Genomic DNA, 19,519 nt, shown 5'->3' with positions numbered 1-19,519 from the left:
TATGGAGAAGTACGTGTGAAATTATTTTTTGCTTCAGATTTACATGGGTCACTGCCAGCGACAGAAAAGGTATTAGCGTTATACCAAGCGTCTGGTGCTCAATATTTAGTTTTGCTTGGCGATATCCTGAATCATGGTCCTAGAAACCCGATTCCTGAAGGGTACAACCCGCCAGCGGTTGCTGAAAAACTGAATGAGTTTTCTCAAGAGATCATCGCGGTTCGTGGTAATTGCGACAGTGAAGTGGACCAAATGCTGCTGTCTTTCCCTATGATGATGGACTATTCGTGGGTGCTACTAGAATCGGGTCAGCGTATCTTTTTAACTCATGGTCACCTTTACAACTCAAGTAAGCGTCCAGCGTTAAAAGCGGGCGATGTGATTGCTCATGGTCATACTCATATTCCTGTCGCTGAATATCAGGATGGCATCTTCATCTTTAATCCAAGCTCGGCGACATTCCCACGAAATGATCATGCTGCAAGCTATGGGTTATATGAAAACGGTACGTTTAAAGTGGTTAGCCTTGAAGGTGATCTACTAGTGAGCGGGCAGTTGTAAATAAACTGAATCGGTCACGGCTTCGAAAAGGGCTTATTTTGAGTCTACGTGGCCAAGATCTCTGTCTGGAGCAATGATGTTTCTAACTCTTTGCTTCAGCACTTTCGCCTCAGGAAAACCTCCATCCACTTTTCTTTCCCAGATCTGCACTCCATTACAAAAAATCTCAAATCGACCTCCTGTATCTGGGTGTAAGCTCACCTGTTCAATTTCTTCGCTGAAGGTATGCAGCAGTTCTTGGCATAACCAGCTAGAGCGAAGCATCCAATTACATTGACGGCAATAGTGTATTGCGATTGTTGCCTTGGTGATTGATGTACTTACCGAGTTTGATTCTGTCGTCATGATTAACCTTTTAAATTCTATAACAGTAACTTAATACCAACGGCAAACGTTAATATTTCAAATGCCATTTTGACGAGCTAGTTACTTGAAAAGTTGGATAGGAGGAGAGTTCGACAATAGGGTAAGTGAATTAATACAGATCGATAGATCTTATGTTAGAAATTAGATACAAAAAAGGGGCATCATGCCCCTTTATTTATTACTCGAGAGAGTTAGTTTGAAAACAACACAGTAGAACCGTGGTTCAAGCTAGTCAGTAGCAGAGCTTTCGGGTTAACGATATCGATGCGTCGGCTTTGCTCGGCATCCATTTTGATAACCTGAGTGATCAGTTCGAGCTGCTCTTGTGAGAAATCCTGGCGTTGAGCCGAGGTTACGTCTTTAAACTCTGTCGGAGAAACCAGTAGGTAATTATCGTTGATATCCCATTGGCCGGTCTCAGAGATGTTGATCACATTTGCAGGTGCTGTTTGGGTGCTATATAGCCTAACCACTGACATTCTCAGGTAAGTGCCGTTCGGTAAGTATTTAGCATTAGATGACAATTCAACTTTACGAAGCGGGCCTATTGAGTCAGCTTGTTTGTTATCGCTAATCAGCGTCACCATTTTCGATTGCCATTCATGCTGAGTGAGCAAGCGCTCTACTTTTGCATCGCTGCCCCAATATAACCAACCACTCAAAAATGCAGATAGAACCAGTAAAATAATCGATACTTTTAATTTCATGTTACTGACCACCGTTACAAATGTCGTTTACATCCGACTGATTTGCGTAAATTCTTAGGGTTACATTTTCGCTCGAGTAATCTTGCGGGTGAATGTAGTTGAGGGCAAGGTAGTTGGTTTGTCCGCCTGTTGCAATCACTTCAGTCGGTTTCAACATTCCGGCATGATTGGTGTTGTAACGCAATACACATTTCTCTATCGCTGGTAGCCAATTGGTGAGATCTGGGTGGTTAATTGGGGTCTGAACCTTCACTCCATCAACTTCTGCCAGAGTCAGGAACTCTGATTCTGCTGGGTTAGTGAACGTTAATACCAGAATTGGCATGATGATAGCGGCGAGCAACACACTAAAGCTTGTCCATTTATTGTTATTTTTGCTAGTGGCAATGTTTGTTTCAGCTTTCGGCTCTACCTCAGCGTTAACCTCTTGAACCTTAGTCGCGGGTTCTGATTCGGCCATCTCGGTGACCACTTCTTCTGCTGTCGTCGTAAATGCTAAGGTCGGTTCCATCTCACTTTCTACGATTTCAGCCATAACTGGTTGTTCGCTTGACGAAAGTGGAGCAGAACGTTCGACAGAAGCGATAAACTGGTAACCACGCTTTGGTACGGTCTTTACGAATTCTGGAGACTTAGTTGAGTCTTTCAACATTTTTCTGAGTGTTGATACCGCTTGCGTCAAGCTGGAGTCGTCCACCTCAAAGCCTTGGTCTCGCCAAACATATTCGTGTAATTCGTTGCGAGTGATAACTTCATTGGGTCTTTCTGACAGCATCAGGAGAATGCGGCTTTCATTGCTACCAAGGCGTACGACTTCACCGTCACTGGCCTGATCAACAAGTGAATTGCTGTTTGGATCGAATACGAACCGCTGTGCGAGAATAAACTTTGTGCCGATATTGCTCATTGAATTCTTCTATTTTGGATGATTTTGGGTGCGAAATAGACAAATCTCAGGTGAAGTTCCGTTCATTCTTCACCAAATCATGGCTTCTTTTATGTTCTTTTATATTTATCACCCTCAAGGATAATAAAAACAGATCAACAAAACAGTGTTTTTATGATTTTTGACCTTGAATTTACATTTGTCATCCTCATGTTAATGAACATAAGAGTGGCATCCTGTGTAACGGCCCTTTCGGTATTCAACATAAAGTATAGATGTTTTGGAGTAAAAATGAGCGAAACAGCAACGCAAAATAAAGAGACTCGTGGCTTTCAATCTGAAGTAAAACAACTACTTCATCTAATGATTCACTCACTGTATTCAAACAAAGAAATTTTCCTACGTGAGTTGATCTCTAACGCATCTGATGCGGCTGACAAGCTTCGTTTTCAAGCGCTATCAAATGGCGACCTTTACCAAGGCGACGCGGATCTAGGCGTGAAGTTGTCATTCAATGCAGAATCCAACACTCTGACCATTTCTGATAACGGTATCGGCATGAGCCGCGACAATGTTATTGAGCATTTGGGCACGATTGCTAAATCAGGTACGGCTGACTTTTTCTCAAAGCTGTCTGATGACCAAAGTAAAGACTCTCAACTTATTGGCCAATTTGGTGTCGGTTTCTATTCTGCATTTATCGTTGCAGACGCAGTAACGGTTCGAACTCGCGCTGCTGGACTGGCAAGCGATGAAGCCGTGCAATGGCATTCAGCGGGTGAAGGCGACTACACCATTGAAGACATCACTAAAGAATCTCGTGGTACTGATATTATTCTTCATATGCGTGAAGACGGTAAAGAGTTCTTGAACGAGTGGCGTTTACGTGAAGTGATTGGTAAATATTCTGACCACATCGGCATCCCGGTTTCTATCTTAACTGCAGTAAAAGATGACGAAGGTAAAGACACCGAAGAGAAGCATTGGGAACAGATTAACAAGGCGCAAGCGCTTTGGACTCGTAACAAATCTGATATCGAGAAAGAAGAGTACCAAGAGTTCTACAAGCACGTATCTCACGACTTTGCTGATCCATTAACGTGGAGCCACAACAAAGTTGAAGGTAAGAACGACTACACAAGCCTGCTTTACATCCCAGCTAAAGCACCTTGGGACATGATGAACCGTGACCATAAGAGCGGCTTAAAGCTTTATGTACAGCGTGTATTCATTATGGATGATGCTGAACAGTTCATGCCATCTTACATGCGTTTCGTTCGTGGCTTAATTGATTCAAATGATCTGCCGTTAAACGTGTCTCGTGAAATTCTTCAAGACAACAAAGTGACTCAGTCTCTTCGTGGCGCATGTACTAAGCGTGTTCTGACTATGCTTGAGCGTATGGCGAAGAATGACAACGACAAGTACTTAGAGTTTTGGAAAGAGTTCGGCCTAGTATTGAAAGAAGGCCCTGCGGAAGACATGGCGAACAAAGAGAAGATCGCTGGTCTACTTCGTTTCTCGTCAACGGAAGTAGATTCTGCTGATCAAACAATCAGCCTTGCTTCTTACGTTGAACGCATGAAGGAAGGTCAAGACAAGATTTATTACCTAACGGCGGACAGCTATGCAGCTGCTAAGAACAGCCCTCACTTAGAGCAGTTCAAAGCCAAAGGTATTGAAGTGGTTCTAATGTACGATCGTATTGATGAGTATGTGATGAACTACCTAACTGATTTTGATGGTAAGCAATTTCAGTCGATCACAAAGGCGGGCTTAGACCTAAGCAAGTTTGAAGGTGAAGAAGAGAAAGAGAAGCAGAAAGAGACGGAAGAAGAGTTCAAGTCTGTTGTTGAACGCACTCAAGTTTACCTTGGTGATCGTGTTAAAGAGGTTCGCACGACATTCAAGCTAGCAACTACGCCTGCTGTTGTTGTTACCGACGATTTCGAGATGGGAACACAAATGGCTAAACTTCTAGAAGCGGCGGGTCAAGCTGCTCCTGAAGTTAAGTACATCTTTGAGATTAACCCTGAGCATGCGCTAGTTAAGCAGATGGCTGATGAAGCGGACGAACAGGCGTTTGGTCGCTGGGTTGAGCTACTACTTGGACAGGCTATGCTTGCTGAAAAGGGCTCAATGGAAGATCCGTCACAATTCTTAGGTGCAATCAACGAACTGCTGACAAAACGTTAGTCTTTCGACTTTGGGCTAAGCTCATAATTATAAATAAAAGCTCGCTAATGCGGGCTTTTTTTATGAACGTCGCTTAAATTCATCGAAATGTAGTTAAAGTCGCTAACAAGACGAACGCAAACGCTGTCGATACATTCTTTAGTCTTAATTTCAGCCAAATTGAATATTAATGTGATAGAATGCTCGACCTAATCAGCTGGGACTATGAACCTATCGTCTCCAGTTGTATGATTTTTAAACGTTATACCGAAACTTACCGTTTTGCTTCTGTTTACAGTTTTGCTTAGCCTCAGTTGTTACCTAACCTCTCTTGTTTGACCTAAATTAAACCAGAAAGGCGGGATAGTGAGCTTCGGTATAAATCATAATTTTTATAAGAGGATTAAACATGCGCATCATTCTTCTAGGTGCTCCTGGCGCGGGTAAAGGTACTCAAGCTAACTTCATCATGAACAAATTTGGTATCCCTCAAATTTCAACTGGTGACATGCTACGTGCTGCTATCAAAGCGGGTACTGAGCTTGGTAAGCAAGCTAAATCAGTAATCGACGCGGGTCAGCTAGTTTCTGATGAAATTATCCTTGGTCTTATCAAAGAGCGTATCGCTCAAGATGACTGTGAGAAAGGTTTCCTATTAGATGGTTTCCCACGCACAATCCCTCAAGCTGATGGCCTAAAAGAAATGGGTATCGCAGTAGACTACGTTGTTGAATTCGACGTAGCTGACGATGTGATTGTTGAGCGTATGGCTGGTCGTCGTGCTCACCTTCCTTCTGGCCGTACATACCACAATGTGTACAACCCGCCTAAAGAAGAAGGTAAAGATGACATCACTGGCGAAGAGCTAGTGGTTCGTGATGACGACAAAGAAGAAACGGTTCGTGCACGTCTAGGTGTATACCACGATCAAACAGCTCCGCTTATCTCTTACTACGGTAAAGAAGCTGAAGCAGGCAATACTAAGTACCTTAAGTTCGACGGTACTAAGCAAGTTGCTGAAGTTAGTGCAGAACTTGAGAAAGCACTAGCATAATTGGCTAACAGCCAGTTTTAGAATTTGATATATTGGAAGCGACCTTTAGGGTCGCTTTTTTTGTTTCAATTTTTAGTCATATACCAATCTAGATAAACTCGATTGTGCACTTGTTTCCGCGCTATGGCTTAGACTCGCGCGGCTAACGACCAGATGATGTTGCTTATAACCAAGGTTAAGAACAACTATTCTTAAATTTAGTTGCGTAACAATGATCTTAAACTTATGCAGATTAGTATATTACGTTCCAGAAAATCACACATTAGTCTCAGGTAGCTATGGAAAATAATAAAAAGCAGGGCGTTTTACTGGTTAACCTAGGAACACCAGATACCGCGACTCCAGCTGGCGTTCGCCGATTTTTAAGTGAATTCTTACACGATAAACGAGTGGTAAACCTAACTCGCTGGCTTTGGTATCCTATTTTACATGGGGTGATTTTACCAATTCGAGCACCTAAAGTGGCTAAACTTTATCAGTCTGTTTGGATGGATGAAGGCTCACCACTGCTTGTTTATTCGCAGAGACAAGCTGAAAAGTTACAAACAAAATTAAAGATGCCTGTAGCTTTGGGGATGACCTATGGTAATCCAAGCCTTAAAACCGGCGTTGAGCAATTAATGGATCAGGGTGTTGAAGACATCATCGTGTTGCCTTTATACCCTCAATACTCAGGCACAACGACAGCGGCCGTTTCTGATGGTTTAACTAAAGCCTTCAAACAAATGCCTGTTATCCCGAGCTATCGCTTTATTCGAGATTATTACTCTCACCCTAGCTATGCGAAAGCATTGGCTGAAAGTGTGCGTAGCCATTGGGAAGAAAATGGCAGAGGCGATCACTTGGTGTGTTCATTCCACGGCATCCCTAAAAGGTTAGCCGATGAAGGCGATATCTACCCTCAACATTGTGAAGCGACGACTAAATTGCTTGCTGCGGAGTTAGGGGTATCCACGGAAGACATCACCATGACATACCAATCTCGATTTGGCCGCGAGGAATGGTTGAAGCCTTATACTGACGAAACGCTTGAAACGCTTCCAAGCAAAGGTATCAAGAAGATCGATATTATGGCGCCTGCATTCTCGGTGGATTGTTTAGAAACGTTAGAAGAGATTTCAGACCAGTGTAAAGAGACGTTCATTGATGCTGGTGGTTCTGACTTTAGCTACATTATGTGTCTCAACGACAGAGACTCACACATCGACATGATGGCTGAACTAGTGGCGCTTCATCGCTAACTGATATGTCGATTGAATAGATAACAAAAGGGCTGCTCATTGAGCAGCCCTTTTTGATCTTGATGTTTCTTCTTGAAATAGATCTAGCGATTAAGCAACCGAAGTTTCTGCTTTTGGTTCTGCTTCTAGCGTCATGTTGGTTTCTACACCATGCATCCATGATACAAGTTTGCCAGCACAAAGAAGCAGTAAGACGCCACTTATTGTCGCTGTAATTGCGATACCACCGAAGATAGACATTGCGCCAAGCTCACCAACGTGAGAACCCACGAGTCCAGCTACGTAGTTTGCAACAGCATTGAAGCCAAACCATGCACCCATCATTAACGATGCTAGACGAAGCGGAGCTAACTTAGTGACCAACGACAGGCCAATAGGAGATAGACAAAGCTCGCCAAGGGTATGGAAGAAGAAAGCACGACTAACCAAAGCATTGATGTTTTCACTGTTAGGTCGCCACCTTGCTCCATTACTGCACCCATCATGCACACAAAGCCTAGAGCTAGGAAGAACAAAGCCATTGCAAATTTCACAGGAGAGTTTGGTTCGCGCTTACCAAGCTTAACCCAAAATGCGGCAATGATAGGTGCGAGGGTGATGATGAAGAATGGGTTCAGAGATTGGAACCATGCAGCCGGAACTTCAAAACCACCAATCATACGGTCAGTATATTGTTGAGTGTAGATGTTCATCAGACCGCCAGCTTGTTCAAAGCCAGCCCAGAAAACAATTACGAACAGACCCATAATCAGAATAACTTTTAGTCTGTCGAACTCTTCTTTGGTCAGTGGTGTTTTCTCTTTCGATTTGTTCAGTGCTTTCGCTCGTGCAGCTGCAGGTACTGAGCCAATGTTGCCTAACCATGACTGAGCCATCGTCAACTGCATAACTAAGCTAATAACCATACCGATACCAGCGGCTAGGAAGCCAGCTTTCCAGCCGAATGAGTCGACTGCAGCACCTGAAATTAAGCCACCCAGTAGCGCGCCTAAGTTGATGCCCATGTAGAAAATGGTGAAAGCGCCGTCACGTCGGTTATCGCCTTCTTGGTATAGGTCGCCAACCATGGTTGAGATGTTTGGTTTGAACATACCGTTACCACTGATAAGCAGTGCTAAACCTAGATAAAGAGCATTTACTTGGTCTAAGCCAATAGCACCGTTAGGAAGAGCGAGCGTAAATTGGCCTAGTGCCATTAATACACCACCTACTAGGATCGATTTACGTTGTCCTAAGTAGTTATCGGCAAGCCAGCCGCCGATTAAGGGCGTGATATAGACTAAACCAGTGTAGATACCATAAAGATCGAGGGCATCTTTTGTTGACCAACCAAGGCCACCATTAATAGTGGTATCGGTAAGAAATAAAACAAGAATTGCACGCATTGCATAGTAGGAGAAACGTTCCCATAGCTCGGTGCTAAAGAGTAGAAATAGGCCTCTAGGGTGGCCAAATATGTTGTGATTGCTTGGCATAAGTTTTACTAATTTTTGGTATTAAAAGATTTTATAGTTACTTATGTATACAGAGTGGAATAACCATCTGCAATAGGCGTCTTTTATGGTCACGATAACTGATTTTTCATAAGTTTATGAAAATAAGGGTTTTTATTGGTGGTGTTGCCCAGATGATACGTGCTGCAAACTAATTTTTCAGTTTTGAGTTGAGCGCATAACGTTCATTTTAAAAGAATTATCGAATGCTAACGGTTGAATTTATTGGTTTGGTGGATGGTTTTTTGGAAATAAATAGCATGCTGTTCTTTATGTGTGTAGCATACATAGCCTTACAATAATGCGTCTTTTTATCTGCAAATGTTCCCTGTACAATGCTTAACCACTTTTTGTCCCTATGGCTTTTTGTTGATAAGTTGGTCTGTTACGCATAATTTATTGCTTATCAGGATTCATTTTATTAGCGGTGATTAACCGTTTTAGGCTTGTGGTAATATGTCCCAAAATAGAAAATGGCTAGTAAAATGAAACGTTGGTATTTACTTTATTGTAAGCGCGGTGATCAGAAGCGTGCTCAACAACACTTAGAGAATCAGGGGGTAGAGTGCTTTTATCCTCAAATAGATGTCAAGAAGGTCGTTAGAGGGAAAGAGAAGCAGGTCAAAGAACCGCTATTCCCATCTTACATCTTTGTACGTTTTGACTACGAACAAGGTCCAAGTTTTACTACTGTTCGTTCAACACGTGGTGTCGTTGACTTTATTAAGTTTGGAGCAAGGCCACATGAAGTCCAAGGCGACTTAGTGTATGAACTGAAAGAGTTTGAGAAGTGTTGCGAAGATGAATCTGAAGAGTGCTGCGTTGAGTTTGAATCAGGGCAAGTGGTCAAAATCAATAGTGGTCAGTTTGCTGGGGTAGAGGCTATTTTTCATCAAAAGGATGGAGAAGCACGCTCTATTATGCTCGTTAAGATGATCAGTCAAGTTGTGCCGATCAGCATAGAGAACGAAGCGCTACAAGCTCATGCATAAGTGCAGCAATAAAAAACAGGCTTAAAAAAAGGCGCATCATGCGCCTTTTTTGTTTTTGACTGGTACCTAACGACCTAGTAAGAGTCGTTGTGAACAGCTTGTACCGCACGACCCGATGGGTCAACACAGTTTTTGAATGACTCATCCCATTCAATGGCTTTTGCTGATGAACATGCAACCGAAGGACCACCAGGAACACACTCTGCCGCTGATTCTAGAGGGAATAACTCCTCAAAGATTTCACGGTAAGCGTAGCCTTCTTTTGTTGTTGGTGTGTTGTAAGGGAAGCGGAATTGAGCCGTTTCCATCTGTTTGTCCGTTACTTTGTCTTCAGCGGTTGCTTTCAGCGTATCAATCCAATCGTAGCCTACACCGTCAGAGAATTGCTCTTTTTGACGCCATGCGATGGAGTCTGGTAGGTAGTCTTCAAAACACTCACGTAGGATGTGTTTCTCCATCTTACCGTTGCCACACATCTTGTCTTCAGGGTTCAGACGCATAGCGACGTCGATGAATTCTTTGTCCAAGAATGGTACTCGACCTTCTACACCCCATGCCGCCAAGGATTTGTTCGCACGAGCACAATCAAACATGCTTAAAGCAAGAAGTTTACGCACAGTTTCTTCGTGGAACTCTTTCGCGTTTGGTGCTTTGTGGAAGTACAGGTAACCACCAAAGATTTCATCAGCACCTTCACCAGAAAGTACCATTTTTATACCCATTGCTTTGATCTTACGAGCAAGCAAGTACATCGGCGTTGAAGCACGGATGGTCGTTACATCATAAGTTTCAATGTGGTAGATAACATCACGGATTGCATCTAAGCCTTCCTGAATGGTGTAAGTCATTTCGTGGTGTACGGTACCAATCTTATCAGCAACTTCACGAGCAGCGATCAGATCAGGCGCATTTTCTAGACCAACAGCAAATGAGTGCAGTTGTGGCCACCAAGCTTCAGATTGCTCATCATCTTCAATACGCATTGCCGCAAAACGTTTAGCGACAGCAGATGTGATTGATGAATCAAGACCACCAGATAGAAGTACACCGTAAGGCACGTCAGTCATTAGTTGACGCTTAACCGCAGCTTCTAGTGCTTCAGTCAGCTCTTCTTTGCTTGTGCTGTTGCCTTGAACGGCTGCGTATTCATTCCAATCTCGGATGTAGTAGCGTTGAGGCTCTGCATCTTTTGAAGAGTAGAAGCTACCAGGAGGGAACTCACTGATCGTCTTACATACAGGAACTAATGCTTTCATTTCTGAAGCAACGTAATAGTTACCGTGCTCATCGTATCCTTGGTAAAGCGGGATGATACCGATGTGGTCGCGACCAACTAGATATTCATCTTTTTCTTCGTCGTATAAAACGAAAGCAAAAATACCGTTAAGTTCTTCTAAAAGGTCGGCACCCATTTCTTGGTAAAGTGCAAGAATGACCTCACAATCAGAGTCAGTCTGGAACTGGTACTTATCTTCATAGCGTGCACGAAGTTCTTTGTGGTTATAGATTTCACCATTAACTGCAAGAATGTGTTTCTTGTCTTGGCTATATAGTGGTTGAGCACCACTGTTTAAGCCGACGATAGCTAGACGCTCGTGAGCAAGAATGGCTTTTTCACCGGCATAGATACCAGACCAGTCTGGGCCACGGTGACGAAGCTTTTTAGACATTTCTAAAGCAATAGGGCGAAGTGCTGCGGCATCACTTTTAATGTCGAGAATGCCAAATACTGAACACATAGAACTTCCTTTTAAATAATTTCTAAATCAACTGCATTCAATTTGCCATTCTGGCTAAAAAAAGCAACCGAATGTGAGCAAAAAAATAATATAAAGGGGTTTCTGTTAGAAATTATCTAATTTTAATGTGGTTTTGGTGAGTGGTGTCTAATTGCGGTTGGTTTTTTAAACAAAAACCTCTCAAAAGTGCAAAAGAACAGCAATTTTGAGAGGTTAACTAGATAATGTTTAGGGCTAGATTTTACTGATGTTTGGGTTTAACTGCTCACAAACGTGGCGAGCAAAACCGCTACCTGCTTCGCTATAAATGTTAAACGCTGCATCGACACCGTTTTCTTTTAATGTTTTTAGTTGATCTGGGTATTCAGCAATCGCGGCAATTTGGCCTTTAAAGTCACGCGACTTCAATTGCTCTAAAGCGGTTTGGTTACCTTGGTGGTGAGGCATTGCCAATATCACCAGCTTTACGTTTGCGGTATCTAAGATGCGTTCCCAGAAATCGGGGTCAGTCGCATCACCGGAAATCACATTTCTCCCATGGCTTCTATGGTTATGTGCAGCTTCTTCACGAACCTCGACACCTAAACTCACTTTGCCGTAGCGTGAACGGAGCTCGTCGTAGGCACCAGTACCAATGCGTCCCATACCAAGAATCAGAACCTGAGCACGACCCGGGTCAATTCGTTTATCACGTTGGTGAAGCTTTTCTGCAGCATGTTCTTTTAACCATTTACCAGATTGTTGATAAAGCTTATGACCAGCTCGGTTCAGAGGTGCAGCGATCAAGAACGACAGTGAAACCGCAATAGCCACGGCAACCAAGATATCACCAGACATCCAACCCATCTTAAAGGCAAGGCCACCAACAATGAGGCCAAATTCACTGTAGTTAAACAGTGATAGTGAAGTGAGTAGAGATGTTCGAACACGGAACTTAAAGCGGTTAAGTACTAAGAAGTAAAGAACGCCTTTCACTGGCAGTAATAATAAGAACAAGACGGCTAGCATAAAGCCTTGAATGGTTGGCTGCTCTGAAAGGCCAATGTTCAAGAAGAAACAAACAAGGAACAGTTCTTTAAGGTTGAATAGTGACTTCGACAGCTCAGAGGCTTTCGGGTGACCAGCAAGCAACATACCTAGGATAAGAGCGCCTAGGTCGGGCTTTATACCGACGAATTGGAACAAGCCTGCACCAACGACTAACGCGAAGAAGATGCCGAACAAAACCAACATCTCACCGTGACCAACCCAATCGAGTACTTTGTAGAATAATGGACGTAAGAACGGTAAGGCGAACAGTGCGATGGCATACCATTCTGGCATTTTTCCTGTTGAAGCCGTTAAAAAGACCACCGCAAAAATATCCTGCATGACTAGAATACCAATCGCTAACGTTCCGTAGGTCGCATTCATTTCCCCTTTCTCTTGCAGAGACTTAACCGCGAATACGGTACTAGAGAATGAGAGGGCAAAACCGAGTAGGACGATCTGTTCTATCGACATGGCTGCCAGTGATGAAATACCTAGGAATTTAAAACCAAACAGGGCGACTGCAAAAAACAGAGTGGATAAAAGGTTGTGGATTGTAGCGCCAGCCCAGATCTCTTTAGAGAGCAGGGTTTTAATATCGAGTTTTAAGCCAATAGTAAAGAGGAGTAGGGTGACACCTAGATCAGCCAAAGTGATGATGGTGTCATTGGTTTCAAAACCCAGAGCAAAGAGCCCAAAGCCTGCGACCAAAAAGCCGACCAATGGGGGAAGGTGACACTTTAAAGCAATAAATCCTGCGATAAACGCAGTGGATATTAATATAAGTTCCATAACTTGTTGTTGTTGTTCCCTAGCTTAAAAAAACGGGCCGTGTTTATACAAACACGGCCCGCGGAAAATCAGAATGGTTTTCTTTAGTCTTCGAGTAGCTTTTGAAGTAGCACACCGTTGAGCATGGCACGCTTAATCATTGCAAAAGCTCCCATCGTGGGATGCTTATCGATCTGTGATGCTACAATAGGCAGGCCGCTATGGAAAGTCGTTAACGACTGATTCTCTACATTGCGCTTAATTGCAGGGAAAACAATCTCTTGTGCCTTCGTAATATCACCGGCAATGATGACTTTTTGAGGATTAAACAGGTTAATCGTCATTGCGATAGCTTTACCTAACTGATTGCCCACTCGAACCAAGCTTTGCTTAGCAAGTTCATCACCATTGATAGCATGATCACAAACGTCTTGGATAGTGATGTGTTCAAGCTCTGTTAGCGAAGACTCGTAACCTTGTTTAATGAGTTTTTGAACTCGTTCTACAATGGCAGGGTTTGCCGCTACAGTTTCAAGGCAACCGAAGTTACCACATTGGCACTGCTCTCCTAGCGGGTCGATTTGGATGTGACCAATTTCACCCACGTTACGGTTATGGCCTAAGAAAACCTGACCATTAACGATGATGCCTGCGCCAGTACCACGGTGAACACTGACAAGAATAGAGTCTTGGCTGTCTTTACTTGCGCCGAAGTAATGCTCAGCTAACGCCATTCCTCGAACGTCGTTTCCAACAAAACAAGCGACATGGAATGTGTCACGAATAATGTCGCTCAAAGCCAAGTTGTCGATATCTGTGTTTGGCATGTACTCAACAACACCTGTTGTCGGGTTTACCAAGCCTGGTAGAGTCACGCCAATCGCGATCAACTGATCGATCTTTGGTTGGTGTTCAGCAATGAAAGCCTTCAAGTTATTCACCAAGCCTTGGGTAAGGTCTGACTGATCTGAATAATTAAGGTCTTGCTGTAAGAAAGCCAATTCACGACCACCAAGGTCATGAAGGCTTATTTGAATGTAGTCTCGACCTAATCGCACAGCAACAGAATGAAAAGGTTCTACTTCTGTGGTTAGGGAGATAGCGCGTCTACCGCCAGTAGACGCTTGCTGCGCAACCTCTTTAATTAGGCCGCGCTCTAAAAGCTGGCGGGTAATTTTTGTAACACTTGCCGGTGCGAGTTGGCTTACATCAGCCACTTGTATACGACTGATAGGCCCTTGTTGGTCTATTAGTCTGTATACCGCCGCACTGTTTAGTTGTTTAACTAAATCTACGTTACCTATTTGTCCGCCATTCATACTTAATTTTGCTCGTATTGTCCGTTAACAACAGTCGCTTTAACGTTAAAATCTCGGTCAAATACAGCAAGGTTTGCAACCATGCCTTTTTTGATTCGACCTAGCTTGCTTTCTACACCGATAGCCGTAGCTGGGTATAGTGTAGCCATGCGAAGAGCTTCGTCTAAAGCGATACCAGCGTGCTCAACTGTATTCTGAACTGCTTCAATCATAGTCAGAGCCGAGCCGCCTAGTGTGCCGTTTTCATCAACACACTTACCATCACGGTAATATACTTTCTTACCGACAAAAATAAAGTATTCCATGTCAGCACCTGCAGGAGCTGTGGCATCCGTCACTAATACAAGCTTTTCTCCCTTGATTTTGTGCGCAATTCGAATGTTTGCGTAATCAACGTGGAAGCCGTCAGCGATGATGCCCGCATAAACTTCAGGAGTATCGTAAATTGCGCCAACAACGCCAGGTTCACGACCAACCATCGGTGTCATCGCGTTGAACAGGTGAGTTGCAAATGTAATACCTGACTCAAAACCTTGACGCGCTTCTGCGTACGTTGCGTTGGTGTGACCAATAGAAACAACTACGCCAGCTTTACGTAGACGCTCGATGTGTTCTGGGTCGTTAAGCTCAGGAGCCAGTGTTACTTTCGCAACAAGGTCACTGTTCTCACAGATAAGCTCGATCATTTCGCTATCAGATTTGCGGATGTGATCGACGCTGTGGATGCCTTTTTTTGCAACGTTTAGGTACGGACCTTCAAGGTGCAGGCCTAAAGATTGGTTTTGGTATTGGTTGTGGTACTCGCGAGCTGCCGTGATAACGGCACGCATGTCTTCATCTGATGAAGTGATTAGCGTTGGAAGGAAGCTAGTACAACCGGATTGCAGGTTTGCTTTGTGCATGATCTGCATGGTTTCTGCAGTGATCTCATCGTTCAGCATTACACCGCCACAACCGTTCAGTTGTAGGTCAATGAAACCTGGGCTTAGGTTCGCACCATTTAGGTCGCGAATCTCGATGCCTTCTGGTAATTCAGAGATTGGACAGACTTTTTTGATCAGTTCGTTTTCGATTACAACAGCATGATCAGTGAGAACATCACTACCAGTGTAAATTTTACAGTTACTTAGCGCGTACATAGTCAGCTAATCCTTATATCGTGAGATCTTTAAAATTCTATTCGTTACCTAAATGTGGACTTAGTTTGCGAGCATCATTTACGTAACGATTTATCTTTTTAGGCAAACGGCTTCTAAGTGTGAAGCGTATTTAACTTGTTGAAAAATATATGAACAATTGGTTTTTATTATACAGCTAGGCTTAGTGTTAGAAGCTATTCTTAGGGTGTTACCACCTTCGAATACCGCTGTTTAGGCCTAGTAATTAGATTTCAATTTTATCTATAAACGTTCATTTTTTTGAATGATAAAATAAGTTTTATGATCTCGCTAGCAAAAACCTCTGGATTTGGTAAAAACTGGTGATTAGGATCACAAATGGTAAGCTTTTAATTTGCGGAGCAAAATTAATTGAATACACTGAATAGGACTAAATTGAGCGACTAAAATAAGTTTCTCAAACGAATTCTAAAAATCCTATAGGGGGAAACAACTGGTGAATATTCTAGGATATGCACAGAAGCTGGGTAAGGCGTTAATGCTACCTATCGCAACGCTTCCGATTGCGGCGCTTCTATTACGTTTAGGTCAAGGCGATCTACTTGATATTCCATTCATGGCAGAAGCTGGTGGTGCTATCTTCGGTAACCTACCACTGCTATTTGGTCTAGGTATCGCGATTGGTCTTTCTAAAGACGGTAACGGCGCAGCGGGTCTTGCTGGTGCAGTTGCTTACTTCGTACTAACAGCGACAGCAACGACAATCAATGCTGACGTTAATATGTCATTCTTCGGCGGTATCTTCGCAGGTATCATCGCGGGTCACTCTTACAACGCTTTCCACGCAACACGCCTTCCTGAGTGGCTGGCTTTCTTCGCGGGTAAACGTTTAGTGCCTATAATGGCCGGTCTATTTGCACTTGTTGCAGGTGCTGTGTCTGGTGTGGTTTGGCCTGGTATTCAATCTGGTCTAGATGCACTAGCTCATGCGGTATCAACGTCTGGTGCTGTTGGCCAATTCGTTTACGGTACTCTTAACCGTGCACTAATCCCTGTAGGTCTACACCACGTGTTGAACTCATACTTCTGGTTCGGTATGGGTACATGTCAAGAAATCGTTGTTGCTGGTCAAGGCGCATTCGCTAACATCACTCAACTTTGTGTTGACCCTTCACTAGCGAAAACTCTAGTTGTTGGCCAAGAGCACACATTCACATTCGCTAACTCAGTAACTCCAGAGATTACGACTGTTGTTAAAGAAGTGACTGATACAGTTAAATCTGGCGACCTACACCGTTTCTTCGGTGGCGATAAAGGTGCTGGCGTATTCATGAACGGTTTCTTCCCAGTAATGATGTTCGGTCTACCTGGTGCTGCACTTGCAATGTACCTAGCTGCTCCTGCTGAAAAACGTAGCCAAGTTGGTGGCGCACTGTTCTCAGTTGCATTCTGTTCATTCCTAACAGGTATCACAGAGCCGCTAGAATTCATGTTCGTATTCCTAGCTCCTGCTCTATACGCAATGCACGCTGTATTTACAGGTCTGTCTCTAGTAGTGGCAAACATGTTTGGTACTCTGCACGGTTTCGGTTTCTCTGCTGGTCTAATCGACTTCGTATTGAACTGGGGTCTAGCAACTAAACCATTCACTCTACTATTGATTGGCTTAGCATTCGGTGCTCTATACTTCTTCACTTTCTCTTTCGCAATCCGCGCTTTCAACTTGAAATCGCCAGGTCGTGAAGATGACGACGAAGCTGCAGCAGCTCCTGCTGGTGATGCGCCAAAAGGTGACGTTGCTCGTCAATACCTGAAAGCTCTAGGTGGTCACGAAAATCTGACTTCAATCGATGCTTGTATCACTCGTCTACGTCTAACTCTTAAAGACCGCTCTATCGCTGATGAAGTTGTTCTTAAGAAACTTGGCGCTAAAGGTGTGGTTAAACTAGGTGAGAACAACCTACAGGTTATCCTAGGCCCACTAGCTGAAATCGTCGCTGGCGAAATGAAAGCTATCGGTGCAGGTGAAGACCTATCTGATGTAAAACTTCCGTAGTATAGGAAGTACTTATTAAGACGTAACAACGGTTCTTAACTAAGTTTCAAATTGAAAGCCTCCCACACGGGAGGCTTTTTTGTGCCTGTCATTTAAGGCCAGTGAACAAGGTTCGTTCTATTCTTCATCGATTAGCAGAAATAATCACAATTAACTGATGGTTCTTATTGTGCAAAGGCGAAGAATTGTGGATGATTAGCAACAATGATCTTTCTATCTTTGATAGGCAGCAAAAGCCGCCTTTTTCTTGGGTATGGAAGATAACTTTCCCTGACAATACTAAATACATAGAGGTGCTATAGATGAGTGAAGCTGAGGCTCGTCCATCGAATTTCATTCGCCAAATTATCGATAAAGATTTAGCGGATGGTACACACAGTAGCGTGCATACTCGTTTCCCGCCGGAGCCAAATGGCTACCTGCACATTGGTCACGCTAAATCTATTTGCTTGAACTTTGGTATTGCTCAGGACTACCAGGGACAATGTAATCTTCGTTTCGATGATACAAACCCTGAAAAAGAAGACGTTGAATACGTTGAGTCAATTAAGAATGATGTAAGTTGGTTAGGTTTTGAATGGTCTGGTGATATTTGTTACTCATCAAACTACTTCGATACGCTTTACGCTTATGCTGTGGAATTAATTAATAAAGGCTTAGCGTATGTTGACGAGCTAAGTCCTGAGCAGATCCGTGAATACCGTGGCACGCTAAAAGAGCCAGGTAAAGCGAGCCCATACCGCGATCGTAGCCCTGAAGAAAACCTAGCGTTATTTGAAAAAATGCGAGACGGTGGCTTCGAAGAAGGCAAAGCATGTCTACGTGCTAAGATCGATATGAGCTCATCTTTCATGGTTATGCGCGATCCAGTGATCTACCGTGTTCGTTTTGCTCACCACCACCAGACTGCAGATAAATGGTGCATTTACCCAATGTACGATTTCACGCACTGTATTTCTGATGCGTTAGAAGGCATTACGCACTCTATCTGTACTCTTGAGTTCCAAGATAACCGTCGTTTGTATGATTGGGTTCTAGATAACATCACGATTGATTGCCAACCTCGTCAATACGAGTTTAGCCGTCTGAATCTTGAATACACGGTAATGTCGAAGCGTAAGCTGAACCAACTTGTGGTTGAAAACCTAGTTGAAGGTTGGGACGACCCACGTATGCCAACTATCTCTGGTCTACGTCGTCGTGGTTTTACTTCAAGCTCTATCCGTGAGTTCTGTAAGCGTATTGGTGTGACTAAGCAAGAGAACATGATTGAGTTCGGTTCACTTGAATCTTGTATCCGCGATGATCTGAACGAAAATGCACCTCGTGCAATGGCTGTTCTTGATCCGATCAAGGTCGTGATTGAAAACTACGACGCTGATACAGTAGAAACATTGACAGTGGCAAACCACCCTAACAAGCCAGAAATGGGTACTCGTGAAGTTCCATTTACACGCGAAGTTTGGATTGAGCGTGACGACTTCCGTGAAGAAGCAAACAAAAAGTACAAGCGTTTGGTTCTAGGTAAAGAAGTTCGTCTACGTGGTGCTTACGTGATCAAAGCTGAGCGTATCGAAAAAGATGCAGAAGGCAACATTACGACTATCTTCTGTTCTTACGATAATGAAACATTAGGTAAGAACCCTGCAGATGGCCGTAAAGTGAAAGGCGTTATCCATTGGGTATCAGCTGATAAAGCACTGCCTGCTGAGATTCGTTTGTATGATCGTCTATTTACAGTGGCAAACCCAGCCGTTGCTGATGATTTCGCTGCAACGCTTAACCCTGAGTCACTTGTTACGCTAAACGGCTTTGTTGAACCTAGCCTAGCAGAAGGCGTGGCAGAGCAAGCGTACCAGTTTGAACGTACAGGTTATTTCTGTGTAGATTCGAAAGACTCTAAAGCAGACGCGCTAGTATTCAACCGTACGGTTGGCTTACGTGACACTTGGGGTAAAGCTGAAGCTTAATCGCTCGTTTTCCTAAAGCTTAGTTTCTCAAGATATGCTTAA

At 43.5% G+C, this 19,519-nt stretch carries 14 protein-coding genes and 1 pseudogene; 7 read left to right on the top strand and 8 right to left on the bottom strand.

What is annotated here, in order from left to right:
* The first annotated feature begins 15 nt into the window (after positions 1–15).
* Positions 16–561 (top strand): phosphodiesterase, encoded by a 546-nt coding sequence (yfcE, locus tag IHV80_RS11895; RefSeq protein ID WP_192889175.1) that lies wholly within the window; start codon positions 16–18, stop codon positions 559–561.
* 33 nt (positions 562–594) lie between these two features.
* On the opposite strand, the gene IHV80_RS11890 is transcribed toward yfcE, so the two are convergent.
* The 3 genes from IHV80_RS11890 to IHV80_RS11880 all read right to left on the bottom strand — a co-directional run bounded on the left by IHV80_RS11890 (position 595) and on the right by IHV80_RS11880 (position 2,541).
* The gene (locus tag IHV80_RS11890) at positions 595–906 is read right to left on the bottom strand and encodes a SelT/SelW/SelH family protein (protein WP_192889174.1); all 312 of its coding nucleotides are present in this window, start codon (positions 904–906) and stop codon (positions 595–597) included.
* 212 nt (positions 907–1,118) lie between these two features.
* A complete protein-coding gene (locus IHV80_RS11885) occupies positions 1,119–1,634 on the bottom strand; it encodes a regulatory protein ToxS (RefSeq protein ID WP_192889173.1) in 516 nt (171 codons plus the stop codon).
* Position 1,635: 1 nt separating this feature from the next.
* Positions 1,636–2,541 carry a transcriptional regulator gene (locus tag IHV80_RS11880; RefSeq protein ID WP_192889172.1) on the bottom strand — a complete coding sequence of 302 codons (906 nt, stop codon included), beginning with the start codon at positions 2,539–2,541 and terminating at the stop codon, positions 1,636–1,638.
* Positions 2,542–2,811: 270 nt separating this feature from the next.
* Between IHV80_RS11880 and htpG the strand changes: the two genes are divergently transcribed.
* From htpG to hemH, 3 genes are all read left to right on the top strand, one after another.
* A complete protein-coding gene (htpG, locus tag IHV80_RS11875) occupies positions 2,812–4,716 on the top strand; it encodes a molecular chaperone HtpG (protein ID WP_192889171.1) in 1,905 nt (634 codons plus the stop codon).
* 388 nt (positions 4,717–5,104) lie between these two features.
* Positions 5,105–5,749 (top strand): adenylate kinase, encoded by a 645-nt coding sequence (adk, locus tag IHV80_RS11870; RefSeq protein ID WP_009847341.1) that lies wholly within the window; start codon positions 5,105–5,107, stop codon positions 5,747–5,749.
* Between the two features lie 278 nt (positions 5,750–6,027).
* Complete coding sequence (gene hemH / locus IHV80_RS11865) at positions 6,028–6,990, top strand: ferrochelatase (protein WP_192889170.1); 963 nt, start codon at positions 6,028–6,030, stop codon at positions 6,988–6,990.
* A gap of 90 nt (positions 6,991–7,080) precedes the next feature.
* Here hemH and IHV80_RS11860 read toward each other — a convergent pair.
* Positions 7,081–8,465: pseudogene (locus IHV80_RS11860) on the bottom strand (peptide MFS transporter).
* 503 nt (positions 8,466–8,968) lie between these two features.
* Between IHV80_RS11860 and rfaH the strand changes: the two are divergent.
* On the top strand, positions 8,969–9,475 hold the full coding sequence (gene rfaH / locus IHV80_RS11855) for a transcription/translation regulatory transformer protein RfaH (RefSeq protein ID WP_192889169.1): 507 nt from the start codon (positions 8,969–8,971) through the stop codon (positions 9,473–9,475).
* 74 nt (positions 9,476–9,549) lie between these two features.
* Here the strand turns inward: rfaH and asnB are convergent, their stop codons facing one another.
* The 4 genes from asnB to nagA all read right to left on the bottom strand — a co-directional run bounded on the left by asnB (position 9,550) and on the right by nagA (position 15,472).
* Positions 9,550–11,214, bottom strand: coding sequence for an asparagine synthase B (gene asnB, locus IHV80_RS11850; RefSeq protein ID WP_102276093.1), 1,665 nt, complete (start codon positions 11,212–11,214; stop codon positions 9,550–9,552).
* Between the two features lie 234 nt (positions 11,215–11,448).
* Positions 11,449–13,035, bottom strand: coding sequence for a cation:proton antiporter family protein (locus IHV80_RS11845; protein WP_192889168.1), 1,587 nt, complete (start codon positions 13,033–13,035; stop codon positions 11,449–11,451).
* Positions 13,036–13,118: 83 nt separating this feature from the next.
* The gene (nagC, locus tag IHV80_RS11840; protein ID WP_017106117.1) at positions 13,119–14,333 is read right to left on the bottom strand and encodes a DNA-binding transcriptional regulator NagC; all 1,215 of its coding nucleotides are present in this window, start codon (positions 14,331–14,333) and stop codon (positions 13,119–13,121) included.
* A 2-nt stretch (positions 14,334–14,335) separates the two neighbouring features.
* Positions 14,336–15,472: an N-acetylglucosamine-6-phosphate deacetylase gene (gene nagA, locus IHV80_RS11835; RefSeq protein WP_192889167.1), complete on the bottom strand. Its 1,137-nt coding sequence runs from the start codon at positions 15,470–15,472 to the stop codon at positions 14,336–14,338.
* A 517-nt stretch (positions 15,473–15,989) separates the two neighbouring features.
* On the opposite strand from nagA, the gene nagE reads away from it, so the two are divergent.
* Complete coding sequence (gene nagE, locus IHV80_RS11830; protein ID WP_264158438.1) at positions 15,990–17,507, top strand: N-acetylglucosamine-specific PTS transporter subunit IIBC; 1,518 nt, start codon at positions 15,990–15,992, stop codon at positions 17,505–17,507.
* Between the two features lie 302 nt (positions 17,508–17,809).
* Entirely contained in the window at positions 17,810–19,477 is a 1,668-nt protein-coding gene (gene glnS / locus IHV80_RS11825) for a glutamine--tRNA ligase (protein WP_192889165.1), read from the top strand.
* Positions 19,478–19,519: the final 42 nt, after the last annotated feature.

Origin of the sequence: Vibrio bathopelagicus, from assembly GCF_014879975.1 — a bacterium.
GTDB lineage: Bacteria > Pseudomonadota > Gammaproteobacteria > Enterobacterales > Vibrionaceae > Vibrio > Vibrio bathopelagicus.
Note: the sequence above shows the minus strand (reverse complement) of the source record. Positions and strands in the feature narration are given on the sequence as shown.